The organism is Blastococcus sp. DSM 46786 (genome assembly GCF_900109665.1).
Lineage (GTDB): Bacteria > Actinomycetota > Actinomycetes > Mycobacteriales > Geodermatophilaceae > Blastococcus > Blastococcus carthaginiensis.
Map to the genome: position 1 here is coordinate 1 of NZ_FOAO01000017.1, position 13,561 is coordinate 13,561.

14 protein-coding genes are annotated in these 13,561 nt (G+C 73.2%); 12 read left to right on the forward strand and 2 right to left on the reverse strand.

Annotation, left to right across the window (positions count from 1 at the left end; genetic code table 11):
* Positions 1-454: 454 nt before the first annotated feature.
* Positions 455-1,060 (reverse strand): LysM peptidoglycan-binding domain-containing protein, encoded by a 606-nt coding sequence (locus tag BMW62_RS15550; protein ID WP_091932412.1) that lies wholly within the window; start codon positions 1,058-1,060, stop codon positions 455-457.
* 359 nt (positions 1,061-1,419) lie between these two features.
* Between BMW62_RS15550 and dop the strand changes: the two genes are divergently transcribed.
* The 6 genes from dop to pafA all read left to right on the forward strand — a co-directional run bounded on the left by dop (position 1,420) and on the right by pafA (position 7,674).
* The gene (gene dop / locus BMW62_RS15555; protein WP_091932413.1) at positions 1,420-2,925 is read left to right on the forward strand and encodes a depupylase/deamidase Dop; all 1,506 of its coding nucleotides are present in this window, start codon (positions 1,420-1,422) and stop codon (positions 2,923-2,925) included.
* A 116-nt stretch (positions 2,926-3,041) separates the two neighbouring features.
* Positions 3,042-3,251 (forward strand): ubiquitin-like protein Pup, encoded by a 210-nt coding sequence (locus tag BMW62_RS15560; protein WP_091932414.1) that lies wholly within the window; start codon positions 3,042-3,044, stop codon positions 3,249-3,251.
* Between the two features lie 908 nt (positions 3,252-4,159).
* A complete protein-coding gene (gene prcB / locus BMW62_RS15570) occupies positions 4,160-5,017 on the forward strand; it encodes a proteasome subunit beta (protein ID WP_170852421.1) in 858 nt (285 codons plus the stop codon).
* Positions 5,018-5,020: 3 nt separating this feature from the next.
* Positions 5,021-5,884: a proteasome subunit alpha gene (gene prcA / locus BMW62_RS15575; RefSeq protein WP_091932448.1), complete on the forward strand. Its 864-nt coding sequence runs from the start codon at positions 5,021-5,023 to the stop codon at positions 5,882-5,884.
* Positions 5,885-5,912: 28 nt separating this feature from the next.
* On the forward strand, positions 5,913-6,260 hold the full coding sequence (locus BMW62_RS15580; RefSeq protein WP_091932466.1) for a hypothetical protein: 348 nt from the start codon (positions 5,913-5,915) through the stop codon (positions 6,258-6,260).
* Between the two features lie 55 nt (positions 6,261-6,315).
* The gene (gene pafA, locus BMW62_RS15585; RefSeq protein ID WP_091932467.1) at positions 6,316-7,674 is read left to right on the forward strand and encodes a Pup--protein ligase; all 1,359 of its coding nucleotides are present in this window, start codon (positions 6,316-6,318) and stop codon (positions 7,672-7,674) included.
* Between the two features lie 104 nt (positions 7,675-7,778).
* Here the strand turns inward: pafA and BMW62_RS15590 are convergent, their stop codons facing one another.
* Entirely contained in the window at positions 7,779-8,936 is a 1,158-nt protein-coding gene (locus BMW62_RS15590; RefSeq protein ID WP_091932473.1) for a DUF3866 family protein, read from the reverse strand.
* 76 nt (positions 8,937-9,012) lie between these two features.
* Here BMW62_RS15590 and BMW62_RS15595 point away from each other — a divergent pair, with 76 nt between their 5' ends.
* The 6 genes from BMW62_RS15595 (at position 9,013) to BMW62_RS15620 (ending at position 13,491) form a co-directional block, all read left to right on the forward strand.
* Positions 9,013-10,005, forward strand: a complete 993-nt coding sequence (locus BMW62_RS15595; RefSeq protein ID WP_091932483.1) for a helix-turn-helix transcriptional regulator — start codon at positions 9,013-9,015, stop codon at positions 10,003-10,005.
* Positions 10,002-10,985, forward strand: coding sequence for a helix-turn-helix transcriptional regulator (locus BMW62_RS15600; RefSeq protein ID WP_170852422.1), 984 nt, complete (start codon positions 10,002-10,004; stop codon positions 10,983-10,985). Before BMW62_RS15595 ends, BMW62_RS15600 begins: the two co-directional genes overlap by 4 nt.
* A 9-nt stretch (positions 10,986-10,994) precedes the next feature.
* Positions 10,995-11,201 carry a hypothetical protein gene (locus tag BMW62_RS15605; RefSeq protein ID WP_091932485.1) on the forward strand — a complete coding sequence of 69 codons (207 nt, stop codon included), beginning with the start codon at positions 10,995-10,997 and terminating at the stop codon, positions 11,199-11,201.
* A gap of 112 nt (positions 11,202-11,313) precedes the next feature.
* Positions 11,314-11,643 carry a Sec-independent protein translocase subunit TatA gene (gene tatA, locus BMW62_RS15610; RefSeq protein WP_091932486.1) on the forward strand — a complete coding sequence of 110 codons (330 nt, stop codon included), beginning with the start codon at positions 11,314-11,316 and terminating at the stop codon, positions 11,641-11,643.
* 88 nt (positions 11,644-11,731) lie between these two features.
* Positions 11,732-12,583 (forward strand): twin-arginine translocase subunit TatC, encoded by an 852-nt coding sequence (gene tatC / locus BMW62_RS15615; RefSeq protein ID WP_091932487.1) that lies wholly within the window; start codon positions 11,732-11,734, stop codon positions 12,581-12,583.
* 5 nt (positions 12,584-12,588) lie between these two features.
* A complete protein-coding gene (locus tag BMW62_RS15620) occupies positions 12,589-13,491 on the forward strand; it encodes a diacylglycerol/lipid kinase family protein (protein WP_091932488.1) in 903 nt (300 codons plus the stop codon).
* Positions 13,492-13,561: the final 70 nt, after the last annotated feature.

The following is a 13,561-nucleotide window of genomic DNA, read 5'->3' on the forward strand; positions in this document are numbered from 1 at the left end:
GCCCAGCAGCCGCCCGGTGGTGTCGACCGCGGCCGCGGTGTGGGTGTCGCAATGGGTGTCCACGCCACCGGCCACCTGGACCTGGTCCGGGGCAGTCTCTGGTGCGATGGTGGTCATCGCCGTCCTCCTCGCTCGCAACCGACAGGGCGGCACGCACCGCCGGGCGAGCGGACAAGACAGTGATGGGTGCCTGCTGGCACAGGCTCCTATGAGGTCACACCGCCAGGCTTGGTGAGTGCAGCGGGCCCCGCAGCGACCGAACCGACAGATCCGGATAAAGACCCGAGGTCAGTCACCTGAAGGGTCAGGAACGGTTGCTGCGGGGCCCGCCTACATCCTCACTGTCACCTGGTCATCAAGGGTCCTGGCTCACGACCGGCGGTGAGCCAGGACCCCGTGCGCTGAGCCAGGACGGCGGTGGCGGGCCGAAACCCGGCCGCCGCTCGGCCGGCGGTCAGCCCAGGCGGATCACCTGGCCGGGGTAGATCAGGCCCGGGTCGGCGCCGATGACCTCACGGTTGGCGTCGTACACGGCGCGCCAGTCCAGCCCGGCGGACGCCGCGATCCGCGACAGCGTGTCGCCCGCCTGCACGGTGTACTGCTGCCCGGCGTCGGCCGGGGCGGGCGCGGGAGCAGGTGCCGGGGCCGCAGCAGGCGCCGGAGCCGCGGCGCTGCCCGCCTTGTCGGCCTCGGTGAGCCCCAGCTTCGCCGAGCACGCCGGCCAGGCGCCCCAGCCCTGCGTCGCGAGGGTCTTCTCGGCGATCGCGATCTGCTGCTCGCGCGTCGCGAGGTCGGCGCGCGGGGCGTACTCCAGGCCGCCGAAACCCTCCCAGGTGGGCTGGTAGAACTGCAGGCCGCCGTAGTAGCCGTTGCCGGTGTTGATCGCCCAGTTGCCGCTGCTCTCGCACTGCGCGAGGCGGTCCCAGGTCGCGCCGTCGGCGGCCGCGGCGGTGCCGGTGCCGAGGAACGGGGCGACCAGCGCGGCGCCGGCCACGGCGATGCCTGCGGCGCCGCGGCGGAAGGAGCGGGTGGACGGGCGGGGAGTGCTGCGGTTCGTCATGGTCCTCTCAGAACGGCGGGCGCCCGGACGGCCGGACCCGCGGAGGGACGGCGCGCTCCACCCACGGAGCCGGATCGACGGAGGAGGCGCGGCCGCTGGGCGGAGGAGGGCGCGCGGCGCGTCCTGGATCTGCGGCGGACCGGCTCGACGGCCGGGATCCGCGCACGTCCCCGATGACCACTCGGTGCGGCCGGGGCACGACCGAGGCTACGGAACGGTTCCGGCATGTGCCAGGGCGCCGGCTCGCTGCCGGCGCCGGTCGGGTGCCGACGGCGGCTCGATGCCGGCGCCGCTCGGGTGCCGACGGCGGCTCGATGCCTGCGCCGGTCCCGGCGACGGCCGCCGCCTAGGGTTGGGCCATGAGCGTGCGGCGGGTCATGGGCACCGAGGTCGAGTACGGCATCTCGGTGCCGCGGCAGCCGGGGGCCAACCCGACGACGCTGTCCAGCCTGGTGGTGAATGCCTGGGCGGTGGCCGAGGCGCCGACGCCCCGCCGTCCCCGGTGGGACTTCGAGGAGGAGTCCCCGCTGCGCGACGCCCGCGGGTTCGACCTGACGCCGGCGCAGGCCCTGGACCACAACGACCTGGACGAGGACTCCGGGATGGCCAACGTCATCCTGACCAACGGCGCCCGGCTCTACGTCGACCACGCGCACCCGGAATACTCGACGCCGGAGGTCACCACCCCGCGCGACATCGTCCTGTGGGACAAGGCGGGGGAGCGGGTCATGGCCGAGGCCGCCCGGCGGGCCGCGCAGATCCCGGGCACGCACCCGATCCAGCTGTACAAGAACAACACCGACGGCAAGGGCGCGTCCTACGGCGCCCACGAGAACTACCTGATGGACCGGCGGACCCCGTTCATCGACATCATCCGCGGGCTGGTGCCCTTCTTCGTCACTCGTCAGGTCTTCGCGGGGTCGGGCAAGGTCGGCCTCGGGGTGGAGAGCCGGACGCCGGGCTTCCAGCTCTCGCAGCGCGCCGACTTCTTCGAGGTCGAGGTGGGCCTGGAGACGACGCTGAAGCGCCCGATCATCAACACCCGCGACGAGCCGCACGCCAACCCGGACGAGTACCGCCGGCTGCACGTGATCATCGGGGACGCGAACCTCGCCGAGCTGTCGACCTACCTGAAGGTGGGGACGGCGTCGCTCGTGCTGGCCATGATCGAGGCGCGGGCACTCCCACCAGACCTCGCCATCGAGGAGCCGGTCGGCGAGCTGCAGGCGGTGAGCCACGATCCCTCGCTCACCCACAAGGTGCGGCTGCGCGACGGCCGGCGGCTGACCGCGATCGAGGTGCAGCGGCTCTACCTGGAGCGAGCCGAGCGCTTCGTGGAGGCCCGCGGCGAGCGCGACGAGCAGACCGCCGACGTGCTGCGCCAGTGGGCCGCGGTGCTCGACGACCTCGAGGCGGATCCGATGCGGCTGGCCGACCGGCTGGACTGGCCGGCGAAGCTGCGGTTGCTGGAGGGCTACCGGTCGCGCGACGGCCTGGAGTGGAACGACTCGCGGCTGCAGATGGTGGACCTGCAGTACTCCGACGTCCGGCCGGACAAGGGCCTGTACAACCGGCTGGTGGCGCGAGGGGCGATGAAGCGCCTGCTCACCGACGAGGAGGTGGCCCGCGCGATGCTGGCCCCGCCGTCGGACACCCGGGCGTTCTTCCGCGGCGAGTGCCTGCGCCGATTCCCCGCGCAGATCGCTGCCGCCTCGTGGGACTCGGTGGTCTTCGACCTGGGCCGGGAGAACCTGGTGCGCATCCCGACGATGGAGCCGCTGCGCGGCACGCGGGAGCACGTGGGTGCGTTGTTCGAGGCCTCGGCGACGGCGCAGGAGCTCGTGGACACGATCACCGGTCCCTGAGCCGCCGTCCACAGGGGCCGGCACCGTCCACCGCACCCGGTCGGTGGGCGCCGGATGTCGGTCGCTGCGGGTAGCTTCCTGATCAGCACCAGCCACGAGAAGGACCGGAGGGCAGCATGGCCACCAGGGACACCGGCGGGCAGCAGAAGGCGACGCGGTCGCGCGAGGAGAACGAGGAGATCGAGGCCTCGGTCGACTCCGACGTCGCCGAGCGCCACGAGAAGATGTCCGAGGACGTCGACTCGCTCCTGGACGAGATCGACGACGTTCTCGAGGAGAACAGTGAAGAGTTCGTGAGGGCCTACGTACAAAAAGGCGGTCAGTGAATAATTGCGCAGAAAACGACCTCCATGGGTCGTCGGTGTACGGACTGCCGCAGATATCTTGCAGAGGACCGCTATTACTTTGTGTCTAAGGCGAGCGGAAAGCTACGCGGTCAATGCAAAGACTGCATGCGGCAACGCAAACTCGAGCAGCGAGATCCTGCGTGGGCTCCGTCGTGCTCACGATGCGGGACGCGGCTATCTGAGCGTGCCGGCTCAGGGCGGCGCCTGCGCATTCAGTGCTTCGCGGAGACTTACGACGTCTCCGATCCTCGAACTAATGGCGCTCATCGCATCAAGCTCAAGCCTTGCAGCTTATGTGGCGGCCGGAAGGAACGGTTCGAACGCGGGAAGGTCTGTCGGCCATGCCGCCCTTGGCTTCGATACGCCGCATCCCTTCGTCAATACGGCCTGACTCCGGCGGAGTACGTAGCGATCTTCAATGCCCAAGGAGGCCGGTGCTACGTGTGCGGTGTGCCGCCGCAGACGGTTCGGTTGTGCATCGACCACGACCACTCAATCTCGGACATGCGGCAGTCCATCCGCGGCCTGTTGTGTTCGGAATGCAACTACTCTCGGCTACCACGGTTTCAGGACAACGCCGAGATGCTGGAACGAGCAGCCTCCTACCTGATCGACCCGCCGGCGCAGTCGGTCTTCGCGACCATGCCCGTCGGCATGCCGACACCACCGCCTCCGGAGGGCGTCGTGTTCTTTCCCCAAGCGTCGGTGGGCGACGATCACAGACCTGAGGACGGGGCGCCGTGGCCGGCGGGCTGGAGGGATCAGCCGACTCGTCGGGCCGCCGGTAGGGTCGCTGACGACGTCCGGGACCACGTCCGAGCAGCACGGCGGACGTCCCGGCAGAGGAGCGGTGCACGCCGGCGGGAGCAGGCGGGAGAGGCGGATGGGTGAACGAGTCGTCAGCTGGCCGGAGCGGGTTCCCGCCCGCGTACCTGGACCGGGTGGGTTCCTCGTTCACCGACTTCCTGGCCGCATCCGCGCCCGACCTGCTGCCGGGGCGCCGGCCGGTCCCGCAGCTGCCCGTGGGTGACATCGCCCCGCACGGCACCACGATCGTCGCCGCGACCTACGACGGCGGCGTCCTCATGGGCGGCGACCGCCGGGCCACGATGGGCAACCTGATCTCCAGCCGCGACATCGAGAAGGTCTACCCGGCCGACTCCTACAGCGTCATCGGCATCGCCGGCGCCGCGGGCATCGCCATCGAGATGGTGAAGCTCTACCAGGTCGAGCTCGAGCACTACGAGAAGATCGAGGGGCTCACGATGAGCCTCGACGGCAAGGCCAACCGGCTGGCCCAGATGATCCGCGGCAACCTCGGCGCGGCGCTGCAGGGCCTGGCCGTCGTCCCGCTCTTCGCCGGCTTCGACCTCGACGCGGCGCCCGGCGAGCTCCCGGGCCGCATCTTCAGCTACGACGTCACCGGCGGGAACTACGAGGAGCGCGGCTACTCGGCCGTCGGCTCCGGCTCGCTGTTCGCCCGCAACAGCCTCAAGAAGACGTGGCGCCAGGGCCTGGACGCCGCAGCGGCCACCCGCACCGTGGTCGAGGCGCTCTACGACGCCGCCGACGACGATTCGGCCACCGGCGGCCCCGACCCGGTGCGGCGGCTGTACCCGATCGTCTACCGGGTGGACGCCGAGGGCGCGATCCGGCTGACCGACGCCGAGATCGCCGCCGTCGCCGACGCCATCGTCGCCGAGCGCGCGGCCGCCGAACGCCAGAACACGACGCGGGAGGCCTGAGCCATGACGATGCCGTACTACGCCTCCGCCGAGCAGGTCATGCGCGACCGGTCGGAGTACGCCCGCAAAGGCATCTCCCGCGGTCGCAGCGTCGCCGTCGTCACCTACGCCGACGGCGTCCTCTTCATCGCCGAGAACCCCAGCTCCACGCTGCACAAGGTCGGCGAGATCTACGACCGGATCGGCTTCGCCGCCGTGGGCCGCTACAGCGAGTTCGAGAGCCTGCGGGTCGCCGGTGTCCGCCTCGCCGACGTGCGCGGCTACTCCTACAACCGGCGCGACGTCACCGGCCGGGTCATCGCCAACGCCTACGCCCAGACCCTCGGCGCGATCTTCACCGAGCAGATGAAGCCCTACGAGGTCGAGCTCTGCGTCGCCGAGGTGGGGGAGACCCCCGAGCGCGACCAGCTGTACCGGCTCACCTTCGACGGCTCCGTCGTCGATGAGCCCGACTTCGTCGTCATGGGCGGGCAGGCCGACGCCGTCACCGCCCACCTGCGCGAGAACTTCCACCCGGGCATGGGCCTGGCCGACGCGCTCCGGGTCGGTGTCGACGCGCTCTCGGCCGTCAGCCCGGCCACCACCGGGGCCGCTGACGGCGGCCCCACGCGGCTGACCGCCCAGCAGATGGAGGTCGCCGTCCTCGACCGCCGGCGGCCCAAGCGGGCCTTCCGCCGGGTCGTGGGAGCCGCGCTGCACACCCTGCTCGGCGACGGTCAGACCGGGGAGACGGAGACGCCTCCCTCGGGCCACGTGCCCAGCCACCCCGCGCCGGGCACGCCCGCCGGGCTCGGCGACCCGGCCGCGCCCGACACCGCCGGCGGCACCACCGACACCGGCGAGGGGCACCCGCAGAGCGACGGGTGAACGCCGTCGGCGGGGTAGGGGAGCGGGCATGCCGGACTACGACCTCAACGACGATGCCCTCGCCCGGGCGAAGAAGCTGATCGACGACGGCGACTTCGACGACCGGACCGAGTGGTCCGACGCCGCGCCGTCGGCCGACGAGGGCAACGCCGAGATCGACGCTCACGGCTGGGAGGGGTACGCCGCCTGGCACCTCGCCGTCGACCCGGAGGCGGGTGAGCAGACCAAGAAGCGCTACCACTTCCCGTACGGCGACTTCTCGAAGGTCAACCGGGCAGCGCTGATCCACGGCAAGCAGCGGGCGTCGCAGAACGGGCACGACCAGATCGAGCGGGCATTCGACGACCTGCTGCGACGGCTCGACGCGAAGCGGTAACGGCCCCGCGGTCCGGCGGCGGGCCGCTGTCGCCCCCGGCGCCTAGTCTCGAAGCGTGGAACGACGGATCTTCGGGATCGAGACCGAGTACGGCGTCACGTGCACCTTCAAGGGGCAGCGGCGGCTCTCGCCGGACGAGGTCGCCCGGTACCTGTTCCGGCGCGTCGTGTCGTGGGGCCGCAGCTCCAACGTGTTCCTGCGCAACGGCTCCCGGCTCTACCTCGACGTCGGCAGCCACCCCGAGTACGCCACCGCCGAGTGCGACGACCTCGGCGAGCTCGTCGTCCACGACAAGGCGGGGGAGCGGATCCTCGAAGGGCTGCTGGTCGACGCCGAGCAGCGCCTGGCCGAGGAGGGCGTCACCGGCGACATCTACCTGTTCAAGAACAACACCGACTCCGCGGGCAACAGCTACGGCTGCCACGAGAACTACCTCGTCGGCCGGCACGGTGAGTTCGGCCGCCTCGCCGACGTCCTGATCCCGTTCCTGGTGAGCCGGCAGATCGTCGTCGGCGCCGGCAAGGTGCTGCAGACCCCGCGCGGCGCCCTCTACTGCGTCAGCCAGCGCGCCGAGCACATCTGGGAGGGCGTCTCCAGCGCCACCACCCGATCCCGGCCGATCATCAACACCCGCGACGAGCCGCACGCCGACGCCGAGCGGTACCGCCGGCTGCACGTCATCGTCGGCGACTCGAACATGAGCGAGACGACGACGCTGCTCAAGGTCACCATGACCGACCTCGTGCTCCGCATGATCGAGGCCGGCACCCCGATCCGTGACATGACCCTGGAGAACCCGATCCGGGCGATCCGCGAGATCAGCCACGACATGACCGGCCGGCGCAAGGTGCGGCTGGCCGGCGGCCGCGAGATGTCGGCGCTGGAGATCCAGGCGGAGTACCACAGCCGGGCCATGGAGTTCGTCGACCGCGAGGGGTGCACGCCGGTGCACCGGCAGATGCTGGAGCTGTGGGGGCGGGTGCTCAAGGCCGTCGACAGCGAGGACCTGAGCCTGATCGACCGCGAGATCGACTGGGCGATCAAGTACAGCCTGCTCGAGCGCTACCGCGCCAAGCGCGACCTGCCGCTGTCCTCCTCGCGCATCGCCCAGATGGACCTCGCGTACCACGACATCAGCCGCACCCGCGGGCTGTACTACCTGCTCGAGCGCAACGGGCAGGTCGACCGGGTGGCCCACGAGCCGCGGATCTTCGAGGCCAAGAACGTGCCCCCGCAGACCACCCGGGCCCGGCTCCGCGGCGAGTTCATCCGCAAGGCCCAGGAGAAGCGGCGCGACTTCACCGTCGACTGGGTGCACCTCAAGCTCAACGACCAGGCCCAGCGCACCGTGCTCTGCAAGGACCCGTTCAAGGCCGTCGACGAGCGGGTCGAGAAGCTCATCGCGTCTATGTGATCTGCGGTCCTCCGGACCGCACCGCGGCCAGGTGCCGTCCCGACCTGCGTGGAGCCGCTGCTTCGCGCCTGCGCGGGACCCCCCGGGCCCCACTCGGCGCGACCTCACTCGCCGGGGGCGGTCCCTTCCGTCTCCGCGGCCGCCAGCACGGTCTCGGGGTCCACGGGGACTTGCAGAGCGGCGTAGCGGCCGGCTGCGGCGGCCGCGAGGAAGTAGGCGCGCTCCTCCGGGTAGCCGCGGCCCATCGTGCTCAGCGGCACGGGGGAGAGCCCCAGCGCCGTGTCCAGCCCGTCGGTGTCCAGCCAGACGACGGTGTTGCGCTCGGGCTGGCTCGCGAGGTCCTCGTCGACCTGCCCGCCGAGCTCGGAGGAGAGTCCCCGCGGCGCCACCAGCGTCACCCCGCCCAGCGCCACCCGCCCGAACGCGGTGAGCGAGTGGTGGGAGACACCGCGGTGCCGCGGGCGGGGATCGGCGTCGGAGATGCGCAGCGCACCGACGGGCACGCCGCCCAGCACGCTCACGGCGTTGCACGCCTCACCCGCGGCCACCCCGGAGAAGCCCCACGGCGTCCCCGTGCCGAGGTTGCCGGGCCCCTGGGTGACGATCGCCAGGTCCGCGCCCAGCACGTGCCGCGCCGCCAGCAGGCCGGTGTGCAGGGTGACCGCCTCCAGGTCGCCCCCGTAGGCCTGGCCCACGGTCACCACGCCGGCCAGCGAGCTCTTGAGCGCGCCCACTGTGCGGGAGAACGCCGCGGGCAGCGCGCCGCCGTCGGTCATCACGTAGGCGACCTTCAGGTCGGGATCGGTGGCGAGCATCCCGATCAGGACCGCCGGCAGCGCCGAGTGCAGGTCGGCCACGACGACCGGCATCCCGCCGAGGTCCTCGGCGTCGGCGATCGTCGCGTGGTGCTCGGTCTCCTGCTCGTCGACGCCCTGCACCATCACCTGCAGCGGCGTGTACCGGGCCTTCACCAGGTGCCCGGGGCCCTCCGGGTCCGGCGGCAGCCGGTCGGGGACGGCGACCACGAGCGCGTACCCGCCGGTGCCCAGCCCCTGCGCCAGCGCCGTCGTGTTGAGCAGCACGTCGTCGCCCACCTCGGGCACGCCCACCAGCGAGGGGTAGGCCAGTGCGCGCAGCTCGCCCTCGCCGGCCACCTCGGCGGTCAGCTCCAGCGCGTCGCGCCAGGAACGGCCGGTCGCGGTGACCCGCCCGCGCCGCCAGCGGATCCGGGACGCGGGCGCGGGGGGAGCAGCACTGGTCATACCCGCAGGCTATCCAGCGGGCCGGTCCGCGGCCGGGCGACGACGGGCCGGCCGCGGGCTGACTAGCCTGAGGGCCATGGCGGCCAAGCGGGCGGAACGACTGGTCAACCTGGTCATCGCGCTGCTGAGCACCCGGCAGTACGTGACGGCGGCGCGCATCCGCGCCACCGTGCCGGGCTACGAGGCCGACGACGGCACCGACCGGGCCGACGAGGCGTTCAAGCGCATGTTCGAGCGCGACAAGGCCGAGCTGCGCGAGATGGGCGTCCCGCTGGAGACCGGTCGCACCAGTGTCTTCGACACCGAGGACGGCTACCGCATCGCCCGGGCCGACTACGAGCTGCCCGAGATCCACCTGACCGGCGAGGAGGCGGCCGCCGTGGGCCTGGCCCTGCGCCTGTGGGAGTCCGCGCAGCTGGCCGGCGCCGCGCAGAGCGCCCTGGTGAAGCTCCGCGCCGCCGGGGTCGACGTCGACTCCGCCCGCTCGCTGCCGATCAAGCCCCGGCTGGACCGCGGCGAGGCCGCCTTCGAGCCGTGCTACGCCGCGGCGCGCGACCGACGCCGGCTCCAGTTCGACTACCAGCGCCCCGACGAGGACACCGCCGTCCGCCGCGACGTCCAGCCCTGGGGCGTCGTCGCCTGGCGCGGGCGCTGGTACCTGGTCGGCCAGGACCTGGACCGCCGGGCGCCACGGGTGTTCCGGCTGTCCCGCGTCGTCGGCACGCCGAAGGCCGTCGGCCCGGCCGGGGCCTTCGAGCCGCCGGCCGACCTCGACCTGACCGCGGTCGTCGCCGGGCAGCAGGGGCAGGGGGAGGAGCACCTGGTGGTGGTGCGGGCCCGCCCCGGCACCGCCGTGGGGCTGCGCCGGCACGCCACCTCGCTCGGGCCGGCCGACGACGACAGCGGCCAGGTGGAGGACCGCCTGCAGCTGCGCACCACCGAGCCCTGGGCGCTGGCCGACCAGATCGCCGCGCACGGCGCCGACGTCGTCGTGGAGGCACCCACCTCGATGCGGGACGCCGTGGTGGCCCGGCTGACCCGTCTCGCCGCGCTGGAGGTGCCCGCGTGACCGCGGGCGGCACCACCGACCGGATGACCCGGCTGCTGGCGCTGGTCCCGTACCTGACCGCCCGCCCCGAGGGCGTGCCGCTGGCCGAGGCCGCGCGCGACTTCGGCGTGCCGGAGCGGCAGCTCCAGCGCGACCTGGAGCTGCTGTGGATGTGCGGGTTGCCCGGCTACGGCCCGGGCGACCTGATCGACGTCGCCTTCGAGGGCGACCGGGTCCGGGTCACCTTCAGCGCCGGGATGGTGCGGCCGCTGCGGCTGACCACCGACGAGGCCGTCGCGCTCGTCGTGGCGCTGCGCACGCTGCTGGAGCTGCCGGGCCTGGCCGAGCGGGATGCGGTGAGCCGGGCGCTGGCCAAGGTCTCGGCGGCCACCGGGGACGCCGCGGCGCGGATGGCGCCGCTGGCCGTGAGCGTCGAGGCCCGGGAGGAGACCCTGGCGCTCGCCCGCCGCGCCCTGCAGGAGGGGCGGGCGGTGCACCTGCACTACTACGTGCCGGCCCGCGACGAGCGCACCGAGCGCACCGTCGACCCGATGCAGCTGCTCTACGTCGACGGCCGCTGGTACCTGGAGGCCTGGTGCCGCCGGGCCGAGGGAGTCCGGCTGTTCCGGCTGGACCGGGTGGACGAGGCCACGGTGCTGGACGAGCCGGCCGCCGCACCGCCCCAGGCGACGAGCCGGAGCATCGACGACGGCCTCTACCAGCCCGGACCCGACACCCCCGCGGTGCGGCTGCGGCTGGCCCGCGCCGCGCGGTGGGTCGCCGACTACTACCCGACCGAGGACGTCACCCCGGTCGACGACCCGCCCGGGGGGCTGGCCGTCACGGTCCGCACCGCGGACCTCGCGTGGGCGCGGCGGCTGGTCGCCCTGCTGGGCGGCAACGCGGTGGTGGAGGAGCCGGCCGAGATCGGGGCGCAGGTCGCCGCCGAGGCCCGGGCCGCCCTGGCCCGCTACGGGGTCGTGCCCGGCGACGCGGGCTAGGGTGCCGTCGTGCTGTTCTGGATCGTCCTCGGTGTCGTCGTCGTCCTGGCGTTCGCCGTCCTGGGGGTGCTCGTGCACGGGGTGCTCGGGGCCGCCGGCCGGCTGGCGCGGGAGCTGGCCGCGGCCGAGGCCGACGTGGCGCCGGTGCGTGACGGGCTGCAGGACTCCGCCGACCGGGCCGCGCGGCTGCGCGACGCCCGGGCGTCGGCGGGCTGAACCGCCGGCGAACAGGGCTCCGGGGCGGCCGATGTTCCGCGCGCAGCCCTCTGGGGATCGGCGGTCGGCGGCGTAGCATCGCCTCAGCAACCACACCTCTGGAGGACGCGCCATGGCCGGACTCGGCCCGCTGGAGATCGGCCTGATCATCCTGGCCATCCTGCTGCTCTTCGGTTACAAGAAGCTGCCCGATGCCTCCCGGTCGCTCGGCCGCTCGCTGCGCATCTTCAAGGGCGAGATGAAGGGCATGAAGGACGACGACGTCCGCACCAAGGACGCCGCGCGCACCACGCCGGTGCGCGGGGAGATCGTCGCCCCCGCCTCGCCCGCCCCGGACGACCACGGCGCACAGCTGCAGGAGGAGGCGCGGCAGGCCGAGCTCCGGGCCGCGGAGCTGCGGGCGCAGGCCGACCAGGCCCGCGCCGCCGACCGCACCCGCTGACCGCACCGCACCCGGGGGGACGGCGGTGAGCGAGGCGACCCGTGGCGCGCGACGGCGTCGGCGGCCACCCCGCGACGCGCAGGCCACGATGAGCCTGATTGCGCACCTGACCGAGCTGCGCAACCGCATCCTCAAGGCGGGGCTCGCCATCCTGGTGGCCACCGCCATCTCCTTCTGGTGGTACGGGCACGGCCTGGGCGAGTTCATCCGCGCCCCGTACTGCGGGCTGCCCGAGGAGCTCCGGTACGGCGGGGACGACGCCGGTGGCTGCGGGTTGCTGATCACGAACGTGTTCGGCGGCGTCTTCATCCGCCTCAAGGTCGCCTTCCTGGCCGGGGTGGTCCTCTCGGCGCCGTTCTGGCTGTACCAGCTGTGGGCGTTCATCACCCCCGGCCTCAAGCGCAAGGAGAAGCGCTACGGCGTCGCCTTCGTCGCCGTCTCGTCGACGCTGTTCGCCCTCGGCGCCGTCCTGGCCTACGTGTCGCTGTCGGCGGGCCTGGAGCTGCTGCTGAGCCTCGCCGGCGACGGCGTCGTCGTGGCGCTCACCGCGCAGGACTACATCGGCTTCGTGCTGTCGCTGCTGGTCGCGTTCGGCGTCAGCTTCGAGGTGCCGCTCATCGCCGTCGCGCTGAACCTGGCGGGGGTGCTCAGCTACGAAGTGCTGTCGAAGAGCCGCCGGTGGATCTTCTTCCTCACCATCGTCTTCGCCGCCTTCGTCACGCCCACGCAGGACCCGTTCACCATGCTGCTGATGGCCGGGCCGATGATCGTGCTGTTCGAGCTGGCCATCCAGCTCGCCCGCGTCGTCGACCGGCGCCGGGCCCGCCGCGCCGCCGCGGAGCACTTCCACGACCTGGACGACGACGTCGCCTCGCCGCTGGACGCCCGCCCGTCGGACCTGGACGAACCGGCCGAGCGCGCGCCGTCGGCCCGCGGCTGACGGCGGTGGAGGCCGCGGTCCTGGTCAGCCCGGCCGCCGGGCGGGGCCGGGCCCGCACCGTGTCCCGGGCGGTCCTCGACACGCTCCGCGAGGAGGGGGTGGCCACCCGCGTGCTGGACGCGACCACCCGGCCCGACGCCGAGCGCCAGGCTGCGGAGGCGATCGCGGACGGCGCCGGGGCAGTGGTGGTGGTCGGCGGTGACGGCGCCGCGCACGCCGGGCTGCAGGCGGTCGCGGGGACGGCGGTGCCGCTCGCCGTGATCCCGGCCGGCACCGGCAACGACCTCGCCCTGGCGCTGGACGTGCCGGCCGACCCCGTGGCCGCCGCCCGCGCCGCAGCCGGCGACCTGCTGGCCGGCCGCGTGCGGGCGCTCGACGCGGGCCGCACCGCCGGCCGCTGGTGGGCCACCGTGCTGTGCTGCGGGTTCGACTCCGCCGTCACCGACCGGGCCAACCGGTTGCGCTGGCCGCGCGGCCGCCGCCGGTACGACTTCGCCGTCCTGGCCGAGTTGGTCCGGCTGCGCCCCTACGAGGTGACGCTGTCGCTGGACGGCGTGGCCCGGACGCTGCCCGCCACCATGGTCGCCGTCGGCAACACCGCCTGGTACGGCGGCGGCCTGCGGATGTGCCCGGGCGCCGACTGCGCGGACGGTCTCTTCGACGTCACCGTGGTGGGGCCGGTGTCGCGGCGAGAGCTGGTGCGCACCCGGCCCCGGCTGGCCGACGGCACCCACGTGGAGCACCCCGCCGTGACCGTGCACCGGGCGTCCCGCGTGGAGCTGTCCTGCGCCGGGCTCAGCACCTATGCCGACGGCGAACTCCTCGCGCCGCTACCCGTCGTAGTCGACTGCGTGCCCGCCGCCGTCCGGGTGGCCGGCGCGGGGCCTCGCGACGATCAGCTGACCTGATCGTGCGGTGCCCTCCCCTCACCGCCGGACGTGAGGGAGGACGCGCGGCGGTGAGGGAGGACGACCGTGG

Bases quoted from the DNA above. Each gene is read 5' to 3' on its own strand.
- BMW62_RS15550 (WP_091932412.1), bottom strand. From the start codon at position 1,060: ATGACGAACCGCAGCACTCCCCGCCCGTCCACCCGCTCCTTCCGCCGC.
- dop (WP_091932413.1), top strand. From the start codon at position 1,420: ATGAGCGTGCGGCGGGTCATGGGCACCGAGGTCGAGTACGGCATCTCG.
- BMW62_RS15580 (WP_091932466.1), top strand. From the start codon at position 5,913: ATGCCGGACTACGACCTCAACGACGATGCCCTCGCCCGGGCGAAGAAG.
- BMW62_RS15595 (WP_091932483.1), top strand. From the start codon at position 9,013: ATGGCGGCCAAGCGGGCGGAACGACTGGTCAACCTGGTCATCGCGCTG.
- prcA (WP_091932448.1), top strand. From the start codon at position 5,021: ATGACGATGCCGTACTACGCCTCCGCCGAGCAGGTCATGCGCGACCGG.
- BMW62_RS15560 (WP_091932414.1), top strand. From the start codon at position 3,042: ATGGCCACCAGGGACACCGGCGGGCAGCAGAAGGCGACGCGGTCGCGC.
- BMW62_RS15590 (WP_091932473.1), bottom strand. From the start codon at position 8,936: ATGACCAGTGCTGCTCCCCCCGCGCCCGCGTCCCGGATCCGCTGGCGG.
- tatC (WP_091932487.1), top strand. From the start codon at position 11,732: ATGAGCCTGATTGCGCACCTGACCGAGCTGCGCAACCGCATCCTCAAG.
- tatA (WP_091932486.1), top strand. From the start codon at position 11,314: ATGGCCGGACTCGGCCCGCTGGAGATCGGCCTGATCATCCTGGCCATC.